At 70.4% G+C, this 24,029-nt stretch carries 24 protein-coding genes and 4 pseudogenes; 13 read left to right on the top strand and 15 right to left on the bottom strand.

Annotation, left to right across the window (positions count from 1 at the left end; all coding sequences use genetic code 11):
• Positions 1-455: 455 nt before the first annotated feature.
• Positions 456-659 (bottom strand): XRE family transcriptional regulator, encoded by a 204-nt coding sequence (locus tag ABD374_RS14185; RefSeq protein WP_344495048.1) that lies wholly within the window; start codon positions 657-659, stop codon positions 456-458.
• Between the two features lie 463 nt (positions 660-1,122).
• Here ABD374_RS14185 and mscL point away from each other — a divergent pair, with 463 nt between their 5' ends.
• The 4 genes from mscL to ABD374_RS14165 all read left to right on the top strand — a co-directional run bounded on the left by mscL (position 1,123) and on the right by ABD374_RS14165 (position 3,358).
• On the top strand, positions 1,123-1,593 hold the full coding sequence (gene mscL / locus ABD374_RS14180) for a large conductance mechanosensitive channel protein MscL (protein ID WP_344495046.1): 471 nt from the start codon (positions 1,123-1,125) through the stop codon (positions 1,591-1,593).
• Between the two features lie 96 nt (positions 1,594-1,689).
• Positions 1,690-2,088 carry a DUF3662 domain-containing protein gene (locus ABD374_RS14175; protein WP_344495044.1) on the top strand — a complete coding sequence of 133 codons (399 nt, stop codon included), beginning with the start codon at positions 1,690-1,692 and terminating at the stop codon, positions 2,086-2,088.
• A 175-nt stretch (positions 2,089-2,263) separates the two neighbouring features.
• Positions 2,264-2,524, top strand: coding sequence for a GlsB/YeaQ/YmgE family stress response membrane protein (locus ABD374_RS14170; RefSeq protein WP_344495042.1), 261 nt, complete (start codon positions 2,264-2,266; stop codon positions 2,522-2,524).
• A gap of 534 nt (positions 2,525-3,058) precedes the next feature.
• The gene (locus ABD374_RS14165) at positions 3,059-3,358 is read left to right on the top strand and encodes a hypothetical protein (RefSeq protein ID WP_344495040.1); all 300 of its coding nucleotides are present in this window, start codon (positions 3,059-3,061) and stop codon (positions 3,356-3,358) included.
• Positions 3,359-3,761: 403 nt separating this feature from the next.
• On the opposite strand, the pseudogene ABD374_RS34610 reads toward ABD374_RS14165, so the two are convergent.
• A pseudogene (locus ABD374_RS34610) lies at positions 3,762-4,349 on the bottom strand (dihydrofolate reductase family protein); the annotation flags it as partial.
• A gap of 71 nt (positions 4,350-4,420) precedes the next feature.
• Between ABD374_RS34610 and ABD374_RS14155 the strand changes: the two are divergent.
• Complete coding sequence (locus ABD374_RS14155) at positions 4,421-4,999, top strand: TetR/AcrR family transcriptional regulator (RefSeq protein WP_344495036.1); 579 nt, start codon at positions 4,421-4,423, stop codon at positions 4,997-4,999.
• Positions 5,000-5,526: 527 nt separating this feature from the next.
• Here ABD374_RS14155 and ABD374_RS14150 read toward each other — a convergent pair.
• Positions 5,527-6,312 carry an SAM-dependent methyltransferase gene (locus tag ABD374_RS14150; protein WP_344495034.1) on the bottom strand — a complete coding sequence of 262 codons (786 nt, stop codon included), beginning with the start codon at positions 6,310-6,312 and terminating at the stop codon, positions 5,527-5,529.
• Between the two features lie 402 nt (positions 6,313-6,714).
• On the opposite strand from ABD374_RS14150, the pseudogene ABD374_RS14145 reads away from it, so the two are divergent.
• Positions 6,715-7,098: pseudogene (locus tag ABD374_RS14145) on the top strand (NAD(P)-binding domain-containing protein); the annotation flags it as partial.
• 524 nt (positions 7,099-7,622) lie between these two features.
• On the opposite strand, the gene ABD374_RS14140 reads toward ABD374_RS14145, so the two are convergent.
• The 3 genes from ABD374_RS14140 to ABD374_RS14130 all read right to left on the bottom strand — a co-directional run bounded on the left by ABD374_RS14140 (position 7,623) and on the right by ABD374_RS14130 (position 11,474).
• The gene (locus ABD374_RS14140; RefSeq protein WP_344495033.1) at positions 7,623-9,143 is read right to left on the bottom strand and encodes a glycoside hydrolase family 6 protein; all 1,521 of its coding nucleotides are present in this window, start codon (positions 9,141-9,143) and stop codon (positions 7,623-7,625) included.
• Positions 9,144-9,248: 105 nt separating this feature from the next.
• Positions 9,249-10,394, bottom strand: a complete 1,146-nt coding sequence (locus ABD374_RS14135) for a right-handed parallel beta-helix repeat-containing protein (protein WP_344495032.1) — start codon at positions 10,392-10,394, stop codon at positions 9,249-9,251.
• A gap of 783 nt (positions 10,395-11,177) precedes the next feature.
• Complete coding sequence (locus ABD374_RS14130) at positions 11,178-11,474, bottom strand: hypothetical protein (RefSeq protein WP_344495030.1); 297 nt, start codon at positions 11,472-11,474, stop codon at positions 11,178-11,180.
• A gap of 320 nt (positions 11,475-11,794) precedes the next feature.
• Here ABD374_RS14130 and ABD374_RS14125 point away from each other — a divergent pair.
• A pseudogene (locus tag ABD374_RS14125) lies at positions 11,795-12,095 on the top strand (hypothetical protein); the annotation flags it as partial.
• Positions 12,096-12,271: 176 nt separating this feature from the next.
• On the opposite strand, the gene ABD374_RS14120 reads toward ABD374_RS14125, so the two are convergent.
• Entirely contained in the window at positions 12,272-12,907 is a 636-nt protein-coding gene (locus tag ABD374_RS14120; RefSeq protein ID WP_344495028.1) for a TetR/AcrR family transcriptional regulator, read from the bottom strand.
• Positions 12,908-13,028: 121 nt separating this feature from the next.
• Between ABD374_RS14120 and ABD374_RS14115 the strand changes: the two genes are divergently transcribed.
• Entirely contained in the window at positions 13,029-13,661 is a 633-nt protein-coding gene (locus ABD374_RS14115) for an FMN-dependent NADH-azoreductase (protein WP_344495026.1), read from the top strand.
• 22 nt (positions 13,662-13,683) lie between these two features.
• Here the strand turns inward: ABD374_RS14115 and ABD374_RS14110 are convergent, their stop codons facing one another.
• The 4 genes from ABD374_RS14110 to ABD374_RS14095 form a co-directional block, all read right to left on the bottom strand.
• Positions 13,684-13,950, bottom strand: coding sequence for a hypothetical protein (locus ABD374_RS14110; RefSeq protein WP_344495024.1), 267 nt, complete (start codon positions 13,948-13,950; stop codon positions 13,684-13,686).
• Positions 13,951-14,495: 545 nt separating this feature from the next.
• Positions 14,496-14,651, bottom strand: coding sequence for a hypothetical protein (locus ABD374_RS14105; RefSeq protein ID WP_344495022.1), 156 nt, complete (start codon positions 14,649-14,651; stop codon positions 14,496-14,498).
• Positions 14,636-15,463, bottom strand: coding sequence for a DUF4158 domain-containing protein (locus ABD374_RS14100; RefSeq protein ID WP_344495020.1), 828 nt, complete (start codon positions 15,461-15,463; stop codon positions 14,636-14,638). Before ABD374_RS14100 ends, ABD374_RS14105 begins: the two co-directional genes overlap by 16 nt.
• A 394-nt stretch (positions 15,464-15,857) precedes the next feature.
• The gene (locus ABD374_RS14095) at positions 15,858-16,757 is read right to left on the bottom strand and encodes an NAD-dependent protein deacetylase (protein ID WP_344495018.1); all 900 of its coding nucleotides are present in this window, start codon (positions 16,755-16,757) and stop codon (positions 15,858-15,860) included.
• Positions 16,758-17,079: 322 nt separating this feature from the next.
• Here ABD374_RS14095 and ABD374_RS14090 point away from each other — a divergent pair.
• From ABD374_RS14090 to ABD374_RS14080, 3 genes and pseudogenes are all read left to right on the top strand, one after another.
• A pseudogene (locus ABD374_RS14090) lies at positions 17,080-17,660 on the top strand (alpha-hydroxy-acid oxidizing protein); the annotation flags it as partial.
• A gap of 309 nt (positions 17,661-17,969) precedes the next feature.
• Positions 17,970-18,467, top strand: a complete 498-nt coding sequence (locus tag ABD374_RS14085) for a hypothetical protein (RefSeq protein ID WP_344495016.1) — start codon at positions 17,970-17,972, stop codon at positions 18,465-18,467.
• Complete coding sequence (locus ABD374_RS14080) at positions 18,464-18,769, top strand: transcriptional regulator (protein ID WP_344495014.1); 306 nt, start codon at positions 18,464-18,466, stop codon at positions 18,767-18,769. Before ABD374_RS14085 ends, ABD374_RS14080 begins: the two co-directional genes overlap by 4 nt.
• 106 nt (positions 18,770-18,875) lie before the next feature.
• Here ABD374_RS14080 and ABD374_RS14075 read toward each other — a convergent pair whose 3' ends face one another.
• The gene (locus ABD374_RS14075; RefSeq protein ID WP_344495012.1) at positions 18,876-19,034 is read right to left on the bottom strand and encodes a hypothetical protein; all 159 of its coding nucleotides are present in this window, start codon (positions 19,032-19,034) and stop codon (positions 18,876-18,878) included.
• 197 nt (positions 19,035-19,231) lie between these two features.
• On the opposite strand from ABD374_RS14075, the gene ABD374_RS14070 reads away from it, so the two are divergent.
• Entirely contained in the window at positions 19,232-19,681 is a 450-nt protein-coding gene (locus ABD374_RS14070; RefSeq protein ID WP_344495010.1) for a PRC-barrel domain-containing protein, read from the top strand.
• Positions 19,682-19,717: 36 nt separating this feature from the next.
• Here ABD374_RS14070 and ABD374_RS14065 read toward each other — a convergent pair whose 3' ends face one another.
• The 3 genes from ABD374_RS14065 to ABD374_RS14055 form a co-directional block, all read right to left on the bottom strand.
• Positions 19,718-19,891, bottom strand: a complete 174-nt coding sequence (locus tag ABD374_RS14065) for a hypothetical protein (protein WP_344495008.1) — start codon at positions 19,889-19,891, stop codon at positions 19,718-19,720.
• 162 nt (positions 19,892-20,053) lie between these two features.
• Positions 20,054-21,499, bottom strand: coding sequence for an FG-GAP-like repeat-containing protein (locus ABD374_RS14060; RefSeq protein WP_344495006.1), 1,446 nt, complete (start codon positions 21,497-21,499; stop codon positions 20,054-20,056).
• 167 nt (positions 21,500-21,666) lie between these two features.
• On the bottom strand, positions 21,667-21,885 hold the full coding sequence (locus ABD374_RS14055; protein ID WP_344495004.1) for a hypothetical protein: 219 nt from the start codon (positions 21,883-21,885) through the stop codon (positions 21,667-21,669).
• Positions 21,886-22,524: 639 nt separating this feature from the next.
• On the opposite strand from ABD374_RS14055, the gene ABD374_RS14050 reads away from it, so the two are divergent.
• Positions 22,525-23,220 (top strand): L,D-transpeptidase, encoded by a 696-nt coding sequence (locus ABD374_RS14050; RefSeq protein ID WP_344495002.1) that lies wholly within the window; start codon positions 22,525-22,527, stop codon positions 23,218-23,220.
• Positions 23,221-24,029 lie beyond the last annotated feature (809 nt).

Below are 24,029 nucleotides of genomic sequence, written 5' to 3'. Positions count from 1 at the left end.
TGCGCCGGGTGTCGCTCATCGCGACCACGGGCTCAGTCTCATGTGGGCGTCTTCGGGCCGGCCTGCCGGTCACGCGACCGGTGACCGGGCAAGGGAAGCGGAGTCGGCGGCACCCGCTCCGCGTCCTCCGGTGCCGACCGCGCGGTCACGCGCCTCCATGGCGTCCACTGATGTGTTTCCGTGCCAGCCCGTCGGCTTGCAGAGCTGTAGACGGGCGCGGACGTTCTGTCAGAACCCGGCCCGGGAAAGACATCCCGGGAAAGACAACAGGGACTCGCCCCAGGGGGCGGGCTCCTGTCTCATCGCCTCGCATGCCGGGCCGTGCGGGAGTGGCGGTGCCGACGGCCAGGCCGGGGCATGAACAGACGCTCCTCGTATCGGCCCAGCACAAGCACTAAGCCGAGGAAGAGTGCCGGCAACAGCACCGCGATCACTGCCATGAGCACCAGGCGGTGTCAGGCCACGGCCCTGTCGAGAACCCGGGCTGCGTGAAGGACTTCGGGCAGCGGCAGTTCCAGGGCGCCGGCGAGTTCTGCCAGCTCCCGCTCAGTGGGATGGACGGGTCCGCTCGCCCCGTCCTCCACGAACGCCCTGATCCGTGGCGTACGGATTCCGGTTCGCTCCGCGAGGGCCTGCACGGTCAGGCGACGGCGGCGCATGGTTACTTGCAGAAGTTCTCCAAGGTCAGCCATTCCACTCGTCTGCCCACCGCAGAGGTACTCAGTCCTCGGATCGTCCATCCCGGCGGACGGGCACAGGCCCTGGGGGTGGGCGACAGCCTGACGTTCACACGGCTCTCCGCGTTCAGGAGCTCAGCTGCCGCCTCATCAGCTGCCCCTTCGTCTGCCAGCCCGCAGCCGGACTCGGAGCCCCCGCCGCGCCAGGAACGCCGCACCGCATCGCCGCCGTGACCGATCTGTTCGCCGTGGGGGCGCCCGGCGCGGTCCCGCGTGAAGTCCTCGCCGCGGTCCACTGCCCTCCCGAACCGTGGCCAGAACCCGGTCCCCGGGTGGCTCGGCTCGACGCTGCTGGTGTGCCGGCGCCGAAAGGGGCATGCGTGAGGTGAGAGCAGGCGCAGACCGGCTGCGCTGTCCGGGCGGACACGGAGGAAGGACTCAGCTGATGAAGGATTTGCTGCAAGGGTTCCGCAGCTTCATTCTGCGCGGAAACGTCGTGGACCTGGCTGTCGGCATCGTCGTCGGCGCCGCCTTCACCACTGTGGTCAACGGCTTCGTGAAAGCTTTTCTGACCCCCGTGGTGGGCCTGGCGACCGGTGCGGCGGGCGACTTCAGCCGCAAAACCTTCACGATCGGCCACACCATATTTCCCTATGGAAACTTCATCAACGCCATGATCAGCTTCCTGCTCATCGCCTGCGTGCTGTACTTTCTCGTCGTCCTGCCGGTCAACAAAGTCCACGAGCGTTTCGCCCCGCATCACGATGTCCAGGCGGACAAGCGGGACTGCCCCGCATGTCTCAACCCCGTCCCTGCCCGTGCGCGCCGCTGCGGGCACTGCACCGGCGAGCTGGTGCCGCTCGCTGACGCGGCCGAAAGCGGCGCAGTTCCCCCGGGTCCGCGCACACGTGCCTGACGGCCGACTTCCCCCGGGCGAAACCGGCCGGCGGTGCGGGTGGGGGTCGCGAGCAACTGAGGCGTGCGGGGAGGCGCCCGGGGCAGGCGTGTGGTCATGGAAGCATTGAATCAATGGGAACAAGCCCTCGAACGCTGGCAGAACGCACTGCTCGCCAAGGTTTCCCACAGCGAACCGGTCGAGCTGCTCGATGCTCTGCGGCGTGAATGCGACGACCATGCCGTGGTGTGCAGCGAAAACCGCGTCGTAGCGCCCAACGCCTATGAAGTCGGGATCGACGATCGTATATACGAGGAGCTGGTCCGGCACGGCGACCGGGTGGGGCAAGCGCTGACGGATGCTCTGGCTCGCCACGGCGAGGAGAAGGGCTACGAATGGGCCGGCCCGCTCACTGTGCGCGTCATCGCCTCAGCGAACCTTCCCGACGGCCGCTACCGTGTTGCCAGCAGGGCCATGCCCCATGTTCGCGCCGACGCTTTCCCCAGGGTGAGTTGAGCCCGGTGTCTCGTGGTGCCCGGTCGGACGCAGAGCTGTTGTCGCGGTCGCGCAGGAATGGCAGTGATCGTTTCTGTGCTGGATTCCGTCCTTCTGATGACGAGTACGGCGAGCTTCGGGGGGCACGCGGGTTCCAAGGCCCCGAAAGCCGGGGCAGTGGACAGGAGGAGTTGTCGTGTCGTTCCTGTGGGCCATCATCGCGGGACTCATCATCGGCCTGTTGGCGAAGCTCGTCTTGCCCGGCCGCCAGCCCATTCCCCTGTGGCTGACGATCGTGCTCGGCGTCGTCGGTGCTCTCGTCGGCAATGCGCTGGCCAGTGCTTTCGGCGTACGGGACACCGGTGGTATCGACTGGATCCGGCACATCTTCCAGATCGGCGTCGCTGCCGTCCTCGTCGCCTGCGTCACCCCTCTGTGGACCCGACGACACGCTTGAACCCACCCTGCTCCCGCCCTGTCGCCCGTACTGCCGGTCGGCAGGGCATCTCCATGCCCGGGCGTCTCCATGACCGATGGCGAAGGACTGGTCGAACGTGACACCGACCAGCCCGTCACAGGCATCCGCAGGAAACAGCCCGGAGTTCTTCGACCTCCGGCAGATCGTCACTCGTCGCACCGGCGCGCCGCACCGCCCCCGGGCCGTGCGGCGCGGGCGTGCCGCGTCGGCTGCGGTACGTCACAGTGACCCGCGCCGCTCCCCAGCCGGAACTCGTCCACCTGGTGGCACCGCGGTACCGCACCGGTGACCGGATGATGCGGGCGCCCTGAGCGCCGTGGCGCTTCGGCGAGCCGACGGCGGGGGCGTACGAAGACCAGGTGGGCCGGCCCGGGCAGGCGAAGAGGCTGGGCCGGCCGCATTGGGCGGACCGCTGATGTGGATGTGCGCGCGGCTTGCTAACGACTGCGTCTCGGTGAGGTTGCACTACTGCTGAGGGGCGTTCTTTTCCCGGTACCCGGACGTTGGCCCGGCATGGAAGGTTCCCACGGTGAGATCGCTCGGGGGTTGTCGGCGTGTGCGTACTGGCTGGACTCGCCGGTGCACGACGGTGACGACTGCGCGTTGTGTGCGCTGCTGCGGCAGACAGGTACCCGAGACCGGCTGGGTGACGACCCGGTGGCCGGACATGCCAGGACGGAGCCGGGCGGTTCCGTATCCGGTGCGTTCGTCTGGCCGGTGGGGGAGGCGCCCCCGCGGCGAGAACGGGCTGTGATGCTCTGCGCCGCGGTGATCACGGCCGTGTGGGCCATGGTGGCTGTGGCGTTGAGCTGAACCGGCAGCCCGTGGCAGACCAGGTGGCGCAGTGGTTGCGGCCTCCACCGCCTGAGCCGGACGGCGAGATCGTGCAAGCGGTCCGGAACGGCGATGATCCGCGGATCCGGGCGCTGCCCGAGCGGCTGGCCCGGCAGGCCGACACCCGGGCGCTCCTGTTCCCGCGCACCCGGTTGAACGAAGACCTGTCCCCGGGCGCACGCCCCGGTCCCGGGCGTGAATGATGCCTGAGCCTGGGGCTGCGGCATGGGCGCGTACGGTGTGCCGGGCTTCGGCCGGGGTTCGGAAGCCGGCCACGGCTGGAGCACCCCCTCCGTGAACAGCCCCGGCGAGGGCCGGTGTCGTGACCGTTACTCAACTGCCGAGCTCTCACACCGAACTCATTCTGAAACGGTCGGTAAGGGCGGATGAGGCGGGTGAGGGTGACACCGTTGGGGAAGGCGGTGCGTTCGGAGACGTCGAAGACGACGGGATCGAAGGCGCGGTCGAAGGCCGGGATTCCGGCGCCGGTGACCAGGGCGTAGCTCTTGACCACCAGTTCGTCGATCTCGGGGAGGAGCGCGCCCGCGAGCTTGCCGCCGCCGCAGAGCCAGATGTCCAGGCCGGCGTTCTCCTCCTGCTTGAGCTCGCGGACGAGGGCGGGCGGGTCGCCCGGGACAACGGTGGCATCCGGGTCGATGTCGGGCTCAAGAGTGCTTGACACCACGTACTGGCACAGGTACGCGTATGGGCTGGTCATCCCCGCGTCGAGAGGGGGGCGGTAGGTGCCGAGGCCCATGACGACCGTGTCGAAGCGCCGGTTGGGCGCGTCGGAAGGGCCGGCGGTGGCACGGGAGGCGGTCGGGACGGTTTCGGGGTACAGCGTGGTGGTCCGGGCGGAGTAGGCGCCGGTCTGCTGTTCGTCGCCGACCGGAAAGGAGTCGAACTCGCCACTGGGGCCGGCGGTACGGCCGTCGAGCGTGACGCCTGCGTAGTACACGAGCTTTCGCATCTCCGCCCACTCCACATGCAGTACTATGATTGCAGTGGTTTCAATGTGGTGCTGCGAATGGAGTGGTGTCAATGGTGAGAAGGAACGACCAGCGGCGCGCCGCCCTCGTCGACGCCGCGATCGAGGTGCTGGCCAGGGAAGGTGCGCGAGGCCTGACTTTCCGGGCGGTCGACGTCGAGGCCGCGGTGCCGGCCGGCACCGCGTCCAACTACTTCGCCAACCGTGACGATCTGCTCACCCAGTCCGGCGCCCGCGTCTATGAGCGGCTCCAGCCCGACGAGGCCACGATCGTGCGCCACCAGGCGGCCGACCGTGACCGGGAGACGTACGTGGAGCTGATGCGTGAACTCGTCGGCCGCGTCGCCTCCTTCCGCACCGGTTACCTCGCGCTGCTCGAACTCCGCCTCGAGGCCACCCGCCGCCCCGCCCTGCGCGAGGTCCTCACCGCGCGAGTCCGGGCCGACGTCGACGCCAACGTCGCCTACCACGAGGCCTCCGGTCTCCCCGGCGACGCCATGGCCGTCAAGCTGCTCATACTGGCTCTGAACTGGCTGATCGTCGAGCAGCTCACCCTGCCGGACGTCTTCACGGAGACGGAGCGCGAAGAACTGGTGGCGGCCGCGGTCGAACGCATCGTGAGGGCGGAGTAGACGGTCCGGGCGCGGGCCCGCCCCCGGGCGGTGAGGCGGGCTGCCCTCGAATTCGGCCGACCTCGGCCGCCCTCCTGGACCTTCGCGAACGTCGGCTCCGCTTTCTGCCCGCACTCCTCGCGTCTCTCCGCACGGGCATGGCCACGGCTCCAGCGCCCCGGACGGCGGACCGACGGCGACCATCCGTGATCCGGCGTCAGTTTCCCGGCCTTCGCCGCCCTGCCCGCCTTCTGGGGCTTCCCGCGCTCGGACGCCACACAGGGCCGGCACCCGATGGAGTCCCGGCCCTGTGTGTCCCCTGTGTGTCCGTCACAGCTCGTACCGTGCTGTTGGTGGTGCGGGGCGACTTCCTGCCCGCAGCGTACGCACCGGCACGGCCGGCTCCCCTCACCTGCCACGGGCCGGGACTTCAGCGGTTCGAGCCCCGGCCATACGCATGACCTCGGCGGTCTCTGCCTCATGGACGCGGCGCGGCACCGCGGACACCCCGGCCCGGAACAGGGTCAGCAACCTGCCTGTCTTGCCCTTCAGGGCTTACGGGCGACGAGTCCCCACTGGTCGACGGCTGCCGGATGCTCTTGCGTCGGACGCCAGAACGCGATGGACACGAAGCCCGGTTCGATCAGCTCCAGGCCCTCGGCGCATCCTGTGATCTCTTCCGGTTCCCTTACCAGGTAGGGCGGGTTGTCGCCCGAGTCGTACGCCTCCTGCGCGGCCAGTGTCTGCGGCGTCTTCACCGTGTCGCAGAGCACCAGGTAGCTCCCCGACGGCATCCGGGCCATGTACTGCTGGACCACCTTGATCCCGTCGGCCGGGGGCAGATGTCCCAGGGTCGACAGCAGGAGCACCGCCACCGGCTCGGACAGGTCCAGCGTCTTCGCCGCCTCGTCCACCACCGCGTCCGTGTCGGACAGATCCGCATCCACGTAGGCCGTCTTGCCCTCCGGGGCACTGGTCAGCAGCGCGGCGGCATGAACCAGGACGATGGGGTCGTTGTCCACATAGACGATCCGGGCGTGCGGCGCGACGGACTGTGCGACCTCGTGGGTGCTGTTCTCCACCGGGAGCCCTGTTCCCACATCCAGGAACTGATGCACTCCCAAGGTGGTGAGGTGGCGTACCGCCCGGGCCTGGAACGCGCGCGATGCCTGCGCGATGTCGGCCATCTGCGGGTAGGCGGCCGTGACCGCGTCGGCCAGCTCCCGGTCCACCGGATAGTTGTCCTTCCCACCCAGCCACGCGTTCCACACCCGTGCGGAATGCGGTATGTCCGACCGTATCTGCTTGCGGAACTCAACATCGTCAGAGGTCATCACATTCTCCTACTCGCCGTGCGGGTAACACAGTTGGCCGGAAGCTGGCAGGTTGCACCCACGGGCACGACCGTACCCTTGCCCATGAGGGAGGTCGCTCCGACCCCGGACTCGGGGGCCGTCGTCGTGGCCATCCTCGAAGAATTCGGTATGAACTGCGCGGAGTCGTGCAGCCACGGCCCACCCGCTCCATCGCACCGGCGCAGGAACGGCCTCACGACGTGTCGGCAGCCGCAGGCGGACCAGGAAGCGTGCTCCCGGCGAGAGCGCGGCCGATGGCCCGGCGCACTGCCCTGCTCGACCGGCAGGCCCGCACCCCGGCCACCGCCGCGGTCACCGGCCGCGTAATACGGGCGACCACCCGCACCTCACGCCTCTCACCCCCGGCCCGCCCCTGCCGCCGGAGCCTCCGACGACTTCACCGAACTCTCGCACCCCAACAGCAGCCCGGGAGAACAGATCCAGGAAGCCTTCCCCCTGACCCCCGTCGTCAAGACGCTGTGCACCATGGACTCCACCGCGATGACCGCCCCGGACGGTCTCGACGGCCCGAGCACCGTCTTCCTCTCCGGCAACGGCGCCGAAGCCAAACGGACCACCGGCCGGCTGCTCACCGACCTCGGCTGGCCCCCGTCGTCCCAACTGGACATCGGCGGCATCACCACCGCACGCGGGCAGGAGCACTTCGCCCTGCTCTTCATGGGCATCGCGGGCGGTCTGGGAGCCCACACGTTCAACATCAACGTGGTCACCCGCCCCTCTGCCCAGAGTCCGCAGTCCATGTGATCCCGGCTGGCGGATCATGGACGGGTGATACGCCGTCATGAACTGCCGGACAGGGAAAGGGACTTCGTCCGGGCGCTGCTGCCCGTCTCGTTGCGGGGTCGCAGGCGGCTGGACGACCGGACGGCCCTCGACGGGATCTTGTGGAAGTTCCGTACAGCGGGTGGCCTGGCGAGCCGTACCCGAACGGTACGACTCGGGGGGCCACCCCTGTACGCGCTTCCGTCGCTGGGCAGAGGAGGGCACCTTCACCCACGTGCTCCGGGCCGAGCAGGGCCGCCACCGGATCAAGCGCGGCAGTCGTGGTGGCCGACCCCGACTCCCGGCCTTCGGCCAGCAGGTCCACACGCGACACCACGTGGTGGAACGGTGCTTCGACCGCCTCGGGCAATGGCGCGGCAGCGCCACCCGCTACGGCAGGACGGCCGAGTCCTGCCAGGCGGCCGCCCCCCCCGTGGCCGCCGCGAAGGCGGCCCAGCTCGGCGGCCACGGTTCAGGAAGGCGGCGAGGGCTCCGACGGGACGTGGTCAGCGGCCGTCGATGAGCGCGTCGGCGAGGTCCGGGGAGAAGGATCCGGCCGACGGGGAGCCCGCCGGGCACTGGGCGGAGTCGCCGTCCGAATCACCCGGGTTCTTGATCCACAGGAGGTACTCGGCCCCGCCCGTCCCGGCCCGGGAGGTCACGCCCAGCTTGCGTCCGGCCGGGTTGCAGAAGCCCACGTGCCCGCTGCTCGGGACACCCGGGGTCACATAGGCGCCGTTGCCGTTGCGTGCGGTGTCCACGACCCACCGGGTGTCGACGCCGAAGTCGGCCTTGAGCTGCGCCGCCAGTCTGCTGCCGTACTGGTTGGAGATCTCCGTGGAGTGGAAGTTGGAGACGCCGAGGGAGACTCCGCGGGCCATCGAGACACCGGAGCGGTTGAGCAGGTAGGCCATCCGCTTCAGGCCGATGCCGCCGTTGCCGTCGGTGCCGCTGAGGTCCTGCCCCAGGGTCCAGGTGGCGTTGCCTCCGTCGAGGTACGTCTGGACGAAGGTGCCCTGCGCCTGGAGGTGCTGATTGGCGTACCAGAGCATGTCGAAGCGGGCTTCGAGGGCTTCGCCCGAGATGCACCCGGGGTCGGAGGACTGGGCGACCGCGTCGGGCTCCAGGATCACGACGGCCGGACGGCCCTCGATGCCCTGGGCGAAGGCGTCGATCCACTCCTTGTAACGGTCGGCGTCCGCGGAGCCGCCCGAGGAGGCGCCGCCGCAGTCACGGCCGGGAATGTTGTACGCGACGATCACGGGGAGCCTGCCCTGGGCCGCGGCCGCGCCCACGTAGTTGCTCACCTCGGTCCGGATGCCGGTCGCGGCGTTGCCGTCGGCGTCCCAGTTGCCGAACCACTTCACGGTGGTGTGGTCGCCGATGGCCGCCTTGATCTTCGTGGCGCGGGGGTCCTCCTCGGTGTTCCGTACCCACTTCATCGCCGTGCTGTCGGGGTCGGTGTAGAAGCCCTCGCGCGCCGTCGAGGTGGTCAGCGAGACGTTGTCCAGGATGATGTCGGTCCTGACGTCCTGGCCGCCGACCTGGAAGTCGATGTGACCGTCGTCCGAATCCAGTGAGGACGTGAAGGTCCAGCTGAACCGCTGGGTGGTGGTGGTCAGGTCGAGTTCGTTGTCCAGGGACGAGGGATAGGGACGGGTCCCCAGCTGGACCGTCGACTTGATCTTCGTGGTCCTGGATGCCCTGGCGTCGAAGGACAGGGTGTAGGTGGCGCCCGGGCGCAGCCTGATGTGGTTCTGTCCCACGACCGTGTGGTGCCACTGGCCGACCTGGTCCGGGGCGGCGGGTTCAACCGTGGCCCGTAGCGCGCCGTCTGCCGCCTCCACCGATGAGCCGGGGCTTCCCCACCAGTCTTCGGTGTCCGTGGTGAAGGTGCCGTTGCGTGCCAGTTCGCCGTAGACGGCCTGTTCCGGTGCTCTCTCGGCCGCCGTGGCGGGGGCGGTGAGAAGGGTTGCGGCGAGCGCGGATGCGCCAAGGGCGGTGAACGCTCTGCGGGTGTGTCTCATGCTCAGCTTTCTTCGATCGCGCTGCCTGCGTCAGGACGTTCCGGACGCGGGGAAAGGGGCGCCGCGCGTGGGGCACGGTCTGCGCCGGTACGGGCGGAAGGGGTCCTAGACGAGGGGGCCCTTCTTCAGCACGGTGTTGCCGCCGCCGTCGTGCCAGTCGATCTCGACACCGTCGATGTAGCCGGAGTTGACGACGGTGTACGCGGAGTTGGTTACGGAGACTCCGCGAGCGGGGGAGGCCTTGCTCCGGCCGTCGTCGTTGTTGCCGGCGGTGACGACGAGTCCGTCGGCGAGCACCTTGGCGGTCGCGCCCTCGACCTTAAGTCCGGCGTACCCGCCGCCGCCGAGGTCCTGGTTGCGTCCGTCCCGGTCCAGGCGGCAGCCGGTGAGCTGCAGGATGGCCCGGGTGTTCTTGGCCTCGACCTTGATGCCGTTGTGCATGCTGCGGTCGGTGGAGCAGCCGATGAACTGGATGACGCCTTCCCAGCCGTGCATCAGGAACCCGTCGCCGCCCGACCATTCCGCCCGGCAGCTGGTGAACGTCGAGTTGCCGGTGCCGGCGATCCACCAGCCGGTTCCGTTGCAGCCGAGCGCGTACACGTCGTGGAAGACGGAATCGGTGCAGTTGTTCAGCGCGATGCCGTAACTGCCGGTCCACTGCACGGAGACCCGGTCGAAGTGCAGACAGAAGGGGGCCTGCGGCCCCTTGGGCACGCCGGTGTTGTAGACGGTGTTGATGCCGATGCCGGTGACCTTGCGGATCTGGACGTCCCGCAGCTGGAGGTGCTGGATCTGGCCGACGGCCCTGATGCCGTCGATCTCCGCCCCGTCGCGCGGCAGGGAGGAGCCGTCGATGGTGAGGTCGAAGATCCGCGGCTCCACCGCCCGGCGCGTGTAACCGCCCCGCATCTGGTCGAGGATCAGCACCACGGCTTCGCCGGTGAAACCGGGGAGCGGCTTCAGGCCGAACGGCGGGTCGGGCACGTCGTGTTCGTTCTCGCCGGAACCGTGAGAGCCGCGGAGGGTGACGTAGGGCGGGACCCGTACGGGCGTGCTCGTACGGTACTGCCCGGCGGGCAGGTACACGCTGTTGCCTGGTTCGCAGGCATCAAGTGCCGCCTGGATCGCGGCGGTGTCGTCGCTCGCGCCGTCCCCTTCGGCGCCGTACGTCTTGACGTCGTGCCAGCCGAGTGCCGAGGCTGCCCCGGGCTCCACCGCGGCGGCGCTCCCCGTTCCCGCCACCACGGACACGGCACCCACCGTGACACCGCCGAGTAACAGCCTTCGTGTGCGATCCAAACTACTGCCCACCCCTATTTTTCGAACATGCGATCGCCTTGATCGGACGCGTTCATTCAAGAGGAGAAGCGAACCCTTGTCCATCCTCGGAAGGAGGCGCCGGTCCCCGACGCGCGGTGTGCCCGCCGGCAAGAACCAGTGAGCTCCGCTCGATACAGCCGTACAGGGCACGCAGAGCCCCGTTCCCCTGCGCAGGAACGGCCGGCGGTCCTGGCTCCGTACCGTCGCGACCGCGATCCGGCCGAGAGTCCCGGCGGCGATGCCCCGTCGGCGGGCCACGGGATCAATCGCCTGCCGCAGCGGCAGCCCGCCCCATGACTGGCCCCTCAGGTTCTGCGGGCATCCCCACCCCACGCGGCCACGCCGGGACCGCTCACCCTTCCGCCGGGGTGAGGTCCCCCGGGGAGCGGCACTTGTGCCGGGCCCGTGCGGACGGTCCGCCCGAAGCCCCTGCCCTGCCTTGACTTGGTCGTCGCCGTAACCGGGGCGGGGCGGCCCGGCCGCGGCCGCCCGGGACCGAACGGCCGGCATCCGCCGGGGCTCGTCGATCCGCGCCGGCGGGGGCCGCCCACCGGCTCCAGGGCGCCCCGGGCGTACACCGTCAGAAGAAGCCGGACCCCGCCGGCCGGCCCCTGTCACGTACGAGGCGGTGTTGACGCTCGTGATACCCGACCCACCGCCGGACGGGGGCGGAGCCCGGACGGCCTCGGTCGTTCCGGGCTCCCCGCGCGCGGCTCAGCCCGCGGCGTACCGCTGGAGGCCCGTCCGGACGTCGTCGGGGGTCATCACCGGGAACATCTCGATCCTGGCGCCCAGCTGCGAGAAGAACGGTTCGGAGATGACCGGGAGCTGGGAGGGGTCCTCCAGGTCGATGACGACGAACCCGGTGCGCATGCCCTCGTGCGGACCGAAGTACGCCGCCTCCGGCCGCAGGCGCTCCAGCACGGACTGCATGAACTGCTCCATCCCGTTGTTCTCGATCAGCTCACTGGTCTTCTCCGTGTCCATGTGGATCACCAGCATCGTCCTCATGAGCGCCTCGTTTCTGTAGTGGGCGGGCGTCGGGGCCGCTTCAGTCTTGGAGCGGCCCGGGCGGCGTGCACGCAGGGCCGGGCCATTCGAGGGACCGATACCTGGCGGTGCGCACCGGTAAGGGCTCGAGGGCCGGTGGGGGAGCGGAGAAGCGCGGGCGAGGGATGGGGGTCCGCCCGGACGAGTGAGGGCCGTAGGCGTGCTGCCGGGCGCGTGGTGCGACCGGACCCGTGGACAGGAGCTCCGCGGACGGAAGCCGTGAGGCCGAAGCCGACGTGCTGTTCGTCTTTCACGCCGGGCATGCCGCGCTTCGAATACAGTTGCCGCAGGGTGCGGTGGACCGGGACGCGTACGTGGTGTGCGTGCTGGAGCAGCTGCACCGGGCCCTGAACAACCGCAACGTGTTCGCCTCCCCCCTCGCATCGGTGGTCCGACCCGCGTGCCCGGCTCCTGGACGGCGCGGCGTGGGACGCGGTGTGCGAGGACGTGCTGGCCGGGCTAAGCCTGGACATGCCTGTCACCGAGCACCTGGCGGAGCTGGTGCGGGCCCTGGACGCGGGCTGGAAGCAGATGGCCGAGCGCCTGGAGTCGGCGGGCAGGGACGCGAAGGTGTCGCTCGACCGACCTCATCGCCTTCCACGGAATGGCCAACGCGCTCGACCCGGCGCGCGCCACCCCGGCAACCTGCGCGTCGGTGACCGGCTGACCGCCGGGGCGCACGGACGGTCCCCACGCCCCGGTGAAGCGTTCCTACGCCATCATCACCTCGCCCGTGGGGCCCGTGACCGCGCTTCCGGTCAGCCGCTCTCGCGGTCGGGTGGGGCGCTCAGCAGTCGGTGGACGAGGACGCTCCAGCTGTCGGCCAGGGGGCGGCCTTCGGCCGAGGAGAGGGGTCTGCCGGTCTCGGGCATGGCCAGGAACAGCAGCAGTGGGCCTTCGAGGGCGCCGGTCAGCTGGACGGCCAGGCTGTCCAGGTCGGGGAGATCGACCTCGGCCTGTCCCAGCAGGACGCGCAGGTGCGCACGCGTGATCGATGCCGGGCCGGCGGGGACGGGCTGGTTCCGGTCGAGGGCGGCGCGGGCGACGCTGTGATGGTCCAGCAGGAAGGCGATCCTGGCCTGCCCGTAGGCGACCATGCGGTCGAGCGCCGGCGCACCCGGACCCAGCGGAGGCGGGCCGTAGAGCACCTGTTCCTGGAAGGCTCGCTCGTCGGCGTCGAGCAGGGCGCGGAAGATGCCGGCGCGGGTGCCGAAGCGCCGGAAGACAGTGCCCTTGCCCAGGCCGGCGCGTTCGGCGAGGGCGTCCATCGTGACGCTGCAGGCGCCCCCGTCGGCCAGCATCTCCCGGACGGTCGCGAGGAGCAGCTCGCGGTTGCGCACGGCGTCGGCGCGTTCGGGGCGGGGCCGGCCCAGGGGGATGAGTGATCCGTTCACCTGTCCAACCTACCGCCCTCCGCGCTAAGCGGGGTATAGTCCGTTTATGGCGGCGGCGAGGTGCCCGCCCCGGGCCTTCCCGCCGACCGCCCTCTACAGACTGCCCTTGAGGAGTTCCAGCATGAACCTGTTCCGTCTGGACGCGAGCATCTTTCCGACCACTTCGGCCAGCGCCGAACTGGCCTCCCTGGTCGAGGCCGAGTGGACTGCCGCACACCCCGGCGCCACCGTGACGCGACGGCACATCGCCACCGACCCCCTCCCCTCCGAGGCATGGGCCCTGGCGACCACGGCCGGCTTCACCCCCGAGGCGGACCGGAGCCCGGCCCAGCGCGAGGCGGCGGCTCTCGCTGCCACGCTCGTGGAGGAGCTGCGCGACGCGGACGCGGTCGTCCTCGCGGTGCCGTTCTACAACTTCGGGGTCTCCCAGCACTTCAAGGCATGGGTCGACCTCGTGATCGCCGGAGCCGGCCCCACCGACCCGGTGCTCAAGGGCAAGCCCACCGCCCTGATCACCACCATCGGCGGCGGCTACGGCCCCGGCACGCCGCGCGAAGGATGGGACCACTCCACCTCGTACCTCGAGCGCATCATCCGCGACGTGTGGCAGGCCGACCTCACCCTGGTCAAGCGCGAGCTGACCCTGGCTGCCACCACACCGGCCATGGAGCAGCTGCGGGACCTCGCGGACCAGCACCACACCGCCGCCAAGGAGCAGGCGCGCGAGGCCGGACTCGCCCTGGCCGGCAACTGACGCGGCCCACCGGCTGACGTGATCACGAGGGCCGGCCGGGTTCTCCCGTCGACGGGTGCTCGGCGTGCTCGTCGCGCTTGCCGCCTGCGGTGAGCAGGGGGCCGAGCAGCCGGGTTCCGGGGCCCGTCCGGCCGCCGGGGCCGGGGAGCTGGGTGGTGTCGGCGACGGTGAGCGGGTCACCGCGGACGTCGCAGGTGACGAGCGGTGTGGCGAGGTGTCCGCAGGTGTCGTGGCGGACGTGGGCGGGTGGCCCGGCAGGGTCGGCGTACCACTTGTCGCCCCTGGCCATCAGGGCGAGCAGGGCGGGGTAGAGGGCGCGGCCCTTCTGCGTGGGAACGGCTCTGCGCGATCAGCTCAAGTGCAAGGAGATCTGGGTGGTCGGCGCCGACAGGTGGCGCATAGACCATGCGCACCACCCGGCGCCGGCCCCGCTGGTCGGTGCGGTGCACGACCTCCGTCCACTCCCCGCCCATCGCCTTGTGGACCGGCACCGTCTCGCCCAACGGGTAGTACGTCGTGTTTCCGGCACTCGCGTACCGGGCCACCAGTGCCAGGGCCTCGATCACGGGCCGGTGGGCGTGATCGCTGGAGCGGAACTCCAGCACGTCCAGCAGCTTGATCAGCCCACGCCGGTAGTGGTTGGTGTACGACTTCGACGTGGTCCGCACCGTCCACCGGTAGACCGGCCCGCGGGTCTTGAACTCGTGCACCAGCTCCCGCGGCGTCGCCTCACCCCCGGACACCGCCGGGAACACGACCTGCCGCACTTGTCCCTTCCGGGGCGCCGAGCGAGGCCTCAGCGAGCTTGAAGAGGGTGTTCCCCTTGCCCGACACCTACTTGAACGCGTTGACCAGCTGCTCGGTGACCTTCTTCTCCGCCCGCGCCCCGATCCGGTGCACCGTGGAGATCAGCAGCTCCACCAGCGTGTCGGTGATCTCCCGCTCCCGTTCGTGCGGGAACGCGGCCAGCAGCGTCACCCGCAGCGGCACCGGGTGCGTCCGCAGATGGGAAGGCGACTCCACCGCGGCTCGCGCCCGCCGGCCAGCACCTTCGGTGCCACGTCGATGAACAGATCCGGCGGCAGGCGGACTGCCCGCACCGCCAGGAACTTGTCGATCTCGGTGAGCATCGTCTCCAGGCTCACGTCGCCCGGGGCTTCCTTGATCTTCCTCAGTACAGGCGCCCCGTCCTCGCCGTCGGTACCTCCGTCAGGCGCTGCCTCGTCGTCCTGGTCGGCGCCGCCGGCCACCAGAGCCGCAATCCGCTCAACGCTCTCCGAGGACAGCCGCGAGGAGATCCGTACGGTCGACGCCTCCTCGGCTGCCCGCAGGGCAGCTGCGGCGATCCGGTCGCAGCGCCCCGGTGCAGGCGGCTCGATGCTCTCGACGCGGCAACGCGCCAGCAACTCCACCCGCATCTGCTCGGGCCTGCGTTCCTTGTGCGCAACGTGCTCGGCCAGATGAGCCGTCAGCTTCTCCGCATCCGCGACGCTGCACTCACGGAATCCGAGATGCCTCCGGATCTGCGCGCGGTGGTACTCGACCGTACGGCCCGTCCACTCGTAGAAGCCCAGCTCAGACGCGGGAACCTGTACTTGCCGAGCCACGAACTCCACGGCCTCGCCCGGCAGCTCTGCACGGCCTCGGGGAAATCGGCCGTACTGCGTGAAGAACTTCAGCAGCACGGCAAAGCCCAGCCGTGTCGCACCACGCTTGCCGGACACAAGCCTCTGCTCGTCCTTCAGCAGCGTCCAGTGCTCCACCAGCTCATCCAGGTCCAACGGGGTACGGGCCACGTTCATAGATCGTCCTTGCGTGGCCTCCCGCACCGCAGCCGTACGGCCTGGGGCTCACCCGCACGAGGGATGCCTTCGCGAGATCACCGCCGTTTGCGGTCGGTGACAGGGCTCTTACCGGCACCCCCACTCCCGAGGAGAGCGACCTCCGTGAACGGCTCCGGGCCCAGCCCCACCCGAACGCCGAGCTGCGGCAGTCCCGCCCACGACCTGCCCCGTTCCCATGATCACCGGCTTAGCGTTAACCGCTGTACCGCTGTACCGCTGTACCGCTGTACCGCTGTACCGCTGTACCGCTGTACCGCTGTGCCCCAAGGCCGGTCACCGAGCGCACGAGCCGGCGCCGCCACAGCCACTCATGTCCGGTGCGGACCGCTGTCACTCCACGGTTGCGACTCGCTCAGGCCGTCGCCTGGCCGTCGATGAGGATGTCCAGTTGTTCGGCCACGGTAGTGAGGGCGGTGCCCAGGGGGAACGCGACGCGGGTGAGGGCGTGCCGGTCGCCCCGTGTCGGATCCCGGTTGATGATCAGCACCGGCTTTCCGGCCTGGGCCGCCTGGCGGACGAACCGGAGTCCGGACATCACCGTCAGTGAGGAACCCAGGACCAGCAGCGCGGCCGCCTCACGGACCAGTGCGCGGCAGTGCTCGACCCGCCGCGGCGGAACGTTCTCGCCGAAGAACACCACGTCCGGTTTGAGGACGCCGCCGCAGAGCGTGCAGGGCACCACGCGGAAGTCCCCGACCTGTTCGTCGGTGAGGTCGGCGTCACCGTCCGGATTGATTCCGGCGGCCACCGGCTCGAAACCCGCATTGGCCTCCTCCAGCCGCCGGGCCAGGTCGCGGCGCGGGCTGAAGGCACCGCAGGAAAGGCAGACGACCCGGTCCAGGCTTCCGTGGAGTTCTACGACGCCCTCACTGCCGGCAGCTTGGTGCAGGCCGTCGACGTTCTGGGTGATCACACCCAAGAGCAAGCCGTGCCGCCCGAACGCGGCCACAGCGCGGTGCCCGGCGTTGGGCCGGGCCCGGCCGAAGGTGCGCCATCCGAGGTGGCTGCGCGCCCAGTACCGGCGCCGGGCCTGGGCATCGGCGGTGAATTCCTGGTAGGTCATCGGGGTGTGCCGGCTCAGGCTGCCGCCCTCGCCCCGGTAGTCGGGGATGCCCGACTCCGTGGAGATGCCCGCCCCGCTGAGCACCAGCACGCCGCCGGTGCCCAGCGCCTCGGCGACCGGCTCCAGATCCGTGGTGCCCGGCGGCAGGTCCTCGGTGGGGGTCCAGCTCAGAGTGGGGCGTATGCGCATGCCGCCAGGGTACGGAACAGGCTTCACCACCCGCTTCCGCCGAGGACGGCGTCATTGACCCGGGATGTCGCCGGACACGGTCCGCGGCGGGGGAGCGGCGCTCTCCGGTTCAGGCCGTGGAGTCTTCCGCGGTGTGCCGGAGGTACGGCGCGGGAACAGGACGATAGTGCGCGCATGCCGATGGCGTCGTTCCCCCTGAATTCCTGGGAATCCTGCGGATGCCACGCACTTCCGCGCCCGCCGGTCCTCGAACCGCGCCCCGGCCCGTTCCGGGTGGTGGGCAGCGCGTCGATGTCGGCGGCCCGGTAGAGCGCGGGAGCGCATGCCGTTCCTCCACGGCGTGGGAACGGCGAACTGCTTCACCGGCCCGGCGGTTCCTGGCGGGGCTCGCCAAGCCGGCCGAGGACGGTCCGCGAGCCGCGGCGTCGCACTTCACGCGGAGGCCGGGCGATCCGGGAAAGACCTGGAAGGACCTGGGATTCCTGCGGGAACACTGGGGCGGCCGGCCCGATCGTCCTGAAGGGAACCCGGCAGCCCGACGACGCGCGGAGGGCCGTGGACGCCGGTACGGACGGTGTCGCCGTGTCCCACCACGGCGGGCGGCAGGTCAATGGCGCGGTGGGCTCGGCCGAGGTGCTCCCCGCGGTTGCCGGGGCGGTCGGTGACCATGTCGACGTGCTGTCCGGCCGTCGTATCCGCACCGGTGACGACGTGCTCCAGGCCCTGGCCCTGGGGGCTCGCGCGGTGCTGCTCGGCCGGCCGTACGTGTACGGGCCGGCGCTGGACGGGCAGTCCGGTGTGGAGCATGTGGTGCCGTCCCTGCTTGCCGAGTTCGAACCGGCCCTCGCGCCGTCCTGCTTCACCCGTCCGCGGGAGGCGGGCCCCGACTGCCTGGTCCGGGCGCCGGGCGCGCGCCGCTGCCGTCCCTGTGTCGGTTCGCTTGAAGCCCTCTCCACCAGGCGGGCCTACACGTTGTCCAGCACGCTCCGGACGAGCTCGGCCACCCGGTGCCTCACCTTGTGCCAGCGGTTGCAGTACTGCCGCGGGAACCAACGGCGGTCCTGGCGGAGTGGCCGGTGACATGACTTGCACAGCACGGTCCTGCCCTGAATGGCGAAATCCCCCATGCGGCGACTCTAGCGGGCGGCCAGACTTTCCACTTCGGAAATCCACCACTTGCCACAATGGAAACTCACCTCTACGGTTTCCATCATGGAAACCAACGGGGACGTCATCCGACCGAACGCACAGCAGGCCCTCGCCGCCCTGACCGACGCCGAGCGGGTCCGCGGGACCACCGCAGCCGCGTCCGCCACGCCCTGGCCGCGCTGGTTCACCACCGCGCTCACGCTGTACGTCACCGCGATACCCCCGGTCCACGGGGGCACGCTGGCCAGTCCCGACTGGCTGATGCCCCAGGCGGCCTGGAGTGTCGTCCTCGTAGTGCTGACAGCCGCGTACATGGCGCTGTACGCGGCAGCGGCCTCCAACTGGCGGAAGAAGACCGGCGTGGCACTCCGCTTCGACCTGCTGCCCAAGCGCGTCACCCTGCCTCTGGTGACGGGGCTGCCCGCCCTGCTGCTGGGCTCGGCCTTCGTCTTCCGCGCCACCCGCGAGCCGTTGTGGCTGCTCGCCGCGTCCGCTCTCGGCGCCGGGGTGTCGATCGGCTTCCACCTCGTCTTCGTCCGACTGCACCGGAAGGCCTCATGAGCAGTTCCACGCCCGATCCCATGGACGGCTTCGACACCACCATCCACGCCCCCAACCGTCTGCGCATCTGCGCCCTCCTCGACGCAGCCGGAGAGGCGGAGTTCGCCACGGTGCAGCGGCAGCTCGACGTCTCCGCCTCCGTACTGAGCAAGCACGTCACCGTGCTTGTGGACGCGGGCTACGCCGAGCAGCGCAAAGCCGTACGGGACACCCGCCAACGCGTCTGGCTCCGTCTCACCCGCCCCGGCCGGGACGCCTACCACGCCCACCTCGCCGCCCTGCGCGCCATCGTCGGTACCTGAGGCGGGCCGCCCGAAGGCGCGCCAGGTCTGTCGTCGAAGTGATCTTGGGTGGTGGGTCATGGTGAGGTGGCACGCCACCATGAACTGCCCGACGCCAAGGAGGAACTCATACGGTCACCGCCGCCCGGGTCGTGCCGGGGCGGCCGCGACTGGACTGCCGGACGGTCCTCAACGGGATCGTGCGGAAGTTCCGCACCGGGGTGGTCCGGCCGGCCGGATCCACCTGGCGTACGACGGCACGGACCGCCCGCTCGCGTCGGGGCATTCCGCATACTTTGATTCCTGGCCGGCCAGCCCTTCGCGGACGATCGGCCGGTGAGGGCGAGTGGCTTCGGCCGGCGGTCGCCTCAGTGGGCGAAATGCCGCGGAAGCCGATGAAAACCTGGCCGCCGACCGTTTGGACGCGCCGGTGCGGGCAAGGGGCTCCTGGACAGGTCGCGGCAGGACGGTTGAGGAGCAGCGGTGATTTCCCAGGAGCAGCTCGCGAGCTTGGCCGGTCAGCCGGTCTTCGCCGTTGACGGGCACAAGGCCGGGGACGTGGTCCATGTCCTGCTGGACGACACCACCGGCAGGCCGGAGTGGGTGCGCGTTCGTGGCGGCTCGGCGTCAGGTGATGTCTTCGTTCCGCTGCGGGACGCCGTCAGTGGTGACGGCCGGCTGGAGGTCCCGTTCTCCGCGGCTGTGATCGAGGCCGCGGCCCGTGTCGTGCGCGGAGGCGGGGAGACGCTCTCCGTGGCCGACGAGGAGAAGCTGTTCGCCTGTTACGCGTTGACGGACGTGCGTGAGCAGGTGAACGCGGAAGGCGGCAGCGGCTGGTCTGTCATGGACCGGGCCCAGGACGTCCAGGCGGGCACGGCCGGCCAGGAGTCGCTCCGCACACGGCTGCGTGTCCTGCACGACCCCGGCGCGTAGCCACGGCCTTCAGTCCGGGGCGGACGCCGGTGCCCGTCAGCACGGCCGGCGCCACGCTCCGAGGTCCGGTTCCTTGCGCGTCTGACTGAGGCCGGGCTCTGCGGAGCGCTCGCAGAAGTCGTCGAGCGGGACGGTGTGTTCGACCGGCTGGACCGCCTTGCCCGCCTTGACGAAGGGAGTGGGTGCGCGCAGTCGTCGTACTGCGCGCACCCCTCGTCCACCGCGAAACGGAAGCAGCAGCTCAGGGCCAGGACACTCGTCAGAACAGGGGTGGAAAGGGACTGAAGCCCGCAACAGCGAGGCAGCGCGTACTGCGTGCACCCGCAGATGTTCTGGCAGGCTCGTGCCGTCTCGGTGGAAGGTGACGGGCCGTCAGCGGGCGGCGTCGGGCAGGACCATGCCGAACCATTCCTGGGATGCGCCGGACAGCCCGGCCGCTGTGCCGGTGATCGATACCACGCCGCTGGTGGAGAGCCCCGCGGCGGCGCCGCGCAGCACGCTCACCATGCCGTAGCTGTTCTCCTCCGGCACCCCGACGACCAGGTCGGATCGGCCGTCGCCGGTCAGGTCACGGAGGGTGAGTGCGTGCCCGAAGTAGTCATGGCGCTCCGGGGCCCCGGTCACACCCGCGGTGTCCTGCGTGATCATGCGGGCCCGCGCGGTGGTCAGGCCGGCCTTCGAGCCGTACAGCACAGTGACGGCCCCCGCGTCTGTGCTGCCGGCCAGGTCCTCGTAGGGGGCTCCGACGGCGACGTCCGCGTATCCGTCCTTGTCGATGTCACCGACGGCCACGCTCACACCGAAGCCGTCAGCGCTCTCACCACTGCCGGGGACCCCGGCGGTGTCCTGGTGGACGACGGTGGGCCGCTGGGCCGGCTCGGGGCCGGTGGGGCCGCCGTACCAGACGGTGAGCCGGCCGCCCTGGTGGCCGCCGGTCCTGTCTGCGCCCGGATCCTGGTGGTCGCCGACGGCGAGGTCGCCGTAGCCGTCGCCGTTGATGTCGCCGATGGCGGCGGCGGCCCCGTCCGCGCCGGTCAGCTCCGTGGTCGCGTACGTGCTGCCACCGGTCCACCTGACGTAGGAGATCACACCGGCGGGGTCGTCGGTGGTCCCTCGCGGGTACAGGCGCTCGGCCGCGCCGTCGCCGTTGAGGTCGCCCGCGACCGTCCCGGTGGTGCTGCCCAGGTTTTCCGTCTGCTGGCGGGCGGGGACGCCGGTGCGGGTGAACGCGCCGAAGTACGTCCGGGTCTCCGTACGGCCGGTGACCGTCACATCGTTGCGGCCGTCGCCGTCGAAGTCACCGGCAGCGACACCCGACCCCATCACGCTCTGCTCGTCCAGGTAGGAGGGGAGCGGCAGGTTCGCGCCGCCCGCGATGCCCTGGCGGCCGCCCCACAGCACGGTGACGGCGCCCCGGCCGGGCACAGAGCCCACATCCTCGCCCGGCGAGCCGACGATCAGGTCGCTGTACCCGTCGCCGTCCAGGTCGGCCGAGGCCATCGACCGGCCGAATCTGTCGTTCGTCTCCGCGGCCCCCGGCACCCCGGCAGTGTCCTGGTGCACGACCGTGCGCCGTCCGGCGGACATTCCGGACGCCGATCCGTAGAGCACGACCACCGCTCCGGCGTACTCCCGCGACCCGGCCTTCGCGTTCGGCGCCCCGACGGCCAGGTCCAGGTAGCCGTCGCCGTTGTAGTCGGCCTCGATCCCCGACCGCACCGGTGCGGCCGCGGCCCCCGGCGCGCAGAGCGTGCTGAGCGTGAGGGCACCGAACAGGATGCCGGGCACGGCGTATCTGCGGGACGGGATGTGCTGCATGGGGGCTCCCCTGCTCTGAACGGCGAAACGTGTCGTACGGGAGATCGGCGAGGGGTGCCCCTGGTTGTACGGAGTGGAAGATCGTTATCGCCAGGTGACCCGCGGAGCTTCGGGGGAGACATGAGCCAGGAACGGCACATCAGGGGCACATCTTCGAACCGGTCGGCTCAGTCCAGCAGTTCCAGGCGGCGGCCCCGGACGGGCGGCAGCCCGCCCGGCCGGAAGCGGTACGGGATCCCGCGGTTCTTCCGGATCCGGGCAACCGCGGCGCGAAGGCCGGCGTGAGCGGCGTCGGCGATGCGGTTGAGTTCCTGCCGGCTGTGGATCTCCTTCGGCTCTTCCGTCCGCTGTCGCCTGGGGCGGCTCTCGTTCAGCTTCGCGATCACCGTTTCGCCGAGGCCCCCGGCGTGCTTCAGTAAGCGCTTCGGGCCGGCGTGGCCAGACAGCGGCTGGAGATCATCGCCGTCCGGTGGGTATGGGCCACCGGATCCAGCGCCCCCGGACCTGCCCCGGGAGCGGTCCGGCGGGCGACTGCCTCCGCCGGGCCCTGCTGGAGTCCCGGAGCCACCGCCGGGGCGTCGAAGCGATAGCCGCGCGACGCACGGCCGCCCTCGGCGAAGCACCGGACCGCCAGGCCGTCCAGCAGACCGTGAGCGGTCTTGCCCCGCCGCCCGGGCAGTCCGGCCCGGTGTCCACAAGGACTCACCGGGACACCGCCGGCGAATCCGTGTGGACGCGTGGGCTCACGGTCACGCGTGCCCACGGGGTGAACGCGGCGCAGGTCAGACCGGCGTGGACGCTGCACCAGGGCCGCACGTGTCGGCCGTCCAGGGGCGAACTGGCCGTCCTGGACTCGGTTCACCGGGGCGGAGCGTCAGGCATTGAAGGCGGCCGGCTCCGCGCCCGGCCGGGCGCGGAGCCGCGCGTAGTTACGCAACTGTCGCCTTTCTCCGTGCAACTGCCGCATCCCGTCCGCCGTCTATCAAGCAAAACGTGAATCACGTGCGCACGAGGAAGGGATAGCGGTGAGGAACATCACCCGACGAGGAGTTGTCGCAGCCGGAATTACCGCGCTGGTGGCCCCGCTCACTGTAGCCATGGGAAGTACGCCGGCTCAGGCCGCGTCATGCACCACGCAGACGGGGGCCTATCAGAAGCAGGTCGAGAAGTTCCTCGGCCGCCCGGTGGACGGAAGGCAGTCGGTCGCCGACTGCAAGGCGATCCAGGCATTCCAGACGAAACACTCCATAAGCCCCAACGCCGGACTGGCGGGTCCCATCACCTGGGGCACCATGGATCTGATGAACCGTCAGAAGGCTGTGGGGAAGAACCCGAACAGGGCGGGAAAGTGCCCGACGAACAAGGGCCGTATCGCCTGCGTCGACCTGACGCTCCAGCTCAGCTGGATCCAGGACGGCAAGGAGCTGGCGTACGGACCGGTCCCGGTGCGCACCGGACGCGACGGGTACGAGACCCGCACCGGCCTGAAGAAGGTCTACTGGCGCAACATCGACCACGTCTCCAGCCTGTACCACGTGCCGATGCCGTACAGCCAGTTCTTCGACGGCGGCCAGGCGTTCCACTCGGTCGGCATCAGTGTCTGGGCCCCGCCCGGCTCGCACGGGTGCGTCAACATGACCAAAGCCGACGCTTCGAAGTACTGGAGCATGCTCCGCAAGGGCGACGACGTCTTCGTCTACGGCCGCAAGCCCGGCACCTGAGCCGCCTCACGCACGGTGGTGGAACGCTTCTTCCGGTCATGGTGACGCGGCGGCCGCTTCTGCCGGCTGTTTCGCCCGGGTGAGGCGGGGCGTCCGTAGGGGCATGCCGCTGCCGCAGGCGCCGAGCGGGAGGAGTGTTCCGATGTGCCGACGGCCTGTCTGCTCCGGAACACCCGTCCTGCTCGGTGGCATTCTGTCCAGGCCCGCCCCCTCCCGGATCGACCAGAGCCCGCACTCTCGGATAGGCGTCGGGACCACCGACGGAGACGGTTTCGGCATCGGCTGTCACGGCTTCGACGCGCGTACGCCGGCCATGTCCGGGAGGCCGGCCATTGTCCGGGACATCGGCCCTGTCCAGCAGGACTCCGGCGCCGACTCCTTCGTGATCAGCCGCAGGCCCGTCCTCCGGGCCGAGCGGCAGAGCGGTCGGTGGCATGGGGCCCGCACCCGCGGCATCGGCCCCACCGGCGGCCGGGCGGGCAATGGGCCGACCGGCAGACGCGCAGGCTGTGGGCACTTGAGTGCGGGGCGGCCCGGCGCCGCGTGCGGCCGAGGCGGTCGGAACGCTACGCGGCGGTGCAGGAACGGCTGTCCGAGGGCACGTCTCCGGGCGCGATCGGCAGGGAACTTCGGCTGGACCACTCCGCCGAGCTGCGGTATCCAGGGGCACTGGCCAGGCCATGCCCGTCGCGAGATCCTCGCCAGAACCGAAATCCGTGACTGACTACACCCTCACCCTTGCCGCCGCTCAGCATGAACATCCGCGTGTCCGGCACCTGCCACCTGCGTATGGCGCCTGAGCCGTGCAA

The organism is Streptomyces enissocaesilis, from assembly GCF_039533765.1.
Lineage (GTDB): Bacteria > Actinomycetota > Actinomycetes > Streptomycetales > Streptomycetaceae > Streptomyces > Streptomyces enissocaesilis.
Note: the sequence above shows the minus strand (reverse complement) of the source record. Positions and strands in the feature narration are given on the sequence as shown.

Bases quoted from the DNA above. Each gene is read 5' to 3' on its own strand.
- ABD374_RS14185 (WP_344495048.1), bottom strand. From the start codon at position 659: ATGCGCCGCCGTCGCCTGACCGTGCAGGCCCTCGCGGAGCGAACCGGA.
- mscL (WP_344495046.1), top strand. From the start codon at position 1,123: ATGAAGGATTTGCTGCAAGGGTTCCGCAGCTTCATTCTGCGCGGAAAC.
- ABD374_RS14175 (WP_344495044.1), top strand. From the start codon at position 1,690: ATGGAAGCATTGAATCAATGGGAACAAGCCCTCGAACGCTGGCAGAAC.
- ABD374_RS14165 (WP_344495040.1), top strand. From the start codon at position 3,059: ATGGAAGGTTCCCACGGTGAGATCGCTCGGGGGTTGTCGGCGTGTGCG.
- ABD374_RS14155 (WP_344495036.1), top strand. From the start codon at position 4,421: ATGGTGAGAAGGAACGACCAGCGGCGCGCCGCCCTCGTCGACGCCGCG.
- ABD374_RS14150 (WP_344495034.1), bottom strand. From the start codon at position 6,312: ATGACCTCTGACGATGTTGAGTTCCGCAAGCAGATACGGTCGGACATA.
- ABD374_RS14140 (WP_344495033.1), bottom strand. From the start codon at position 9,143: ATGAGACACACCCGCAGAGCGTTCACCGCCCTTGGCGCATCCGCGCTC.
- ABD374_RS14130 (WP_344495030.1), bottom strand. From the start codon at position 11,474: ATGAGGACGATGCTGGTGATCCACATGGACACGGAGAAGACCAGTGAG.
- ABD374_RS14115 (WP_344495026.1), top strand. From the start codon at position 13,029: ATGAACCTGTTCCGTCTGGACGCGAGCATCTTTCCGACCACTTCGGCC.
- ABD374_RS14110 (WP_344495024.1), bottom strand. From the start codon at position 13,950: ATGGCCAGGGGCGACAAGTGGTACGCCGACCCTGCCGGGCCACCCGCC.
- ABD374_RS14100 (WP_344495020.1), bottom strand. From the start codon at position 15,463: ATGAACGTGGCCCGTACCCCGTTGGACCTGGATGAGCTGGTGGAGCAC.
- ABD374_RS14095 (WP_344495018.1), bottom strand. From the start codon at position 16,757: ATGCGCATACGCCCCACTCTGAGCTGGACCCCCACCGAGGACCTGCCG.
- ABD374_RS14085 (WP_344495016.1), top strand. From the start codon at position 17,970: ATGGAAACCAACGGGGACGTCATCCGACCGAACGCACAGCAGGCCCTC.
- ABD374_RS14080 (WP_344495014.1), top strand. From the start codon at position 18,464: ATGAGCAGTTCCACGCCCGATCCCATGGACGGCTTCGACACCACCATC.
- ABD374_RS14075 (WP_344495012.1), bottom strand. From the start codon at position 19,034: ATGCCCCGACGCGAGCGGGCGGTCCGTGCCGTCGTACGCCAGGTGGAT.
- ABD374_RS14060 (WP_344495006.1), bottom strand. From the start codon at position 21,499: ATGCAGCACATCCCGTCCCGCAGATACGCCGTGCCCGGCATCCTGTTC.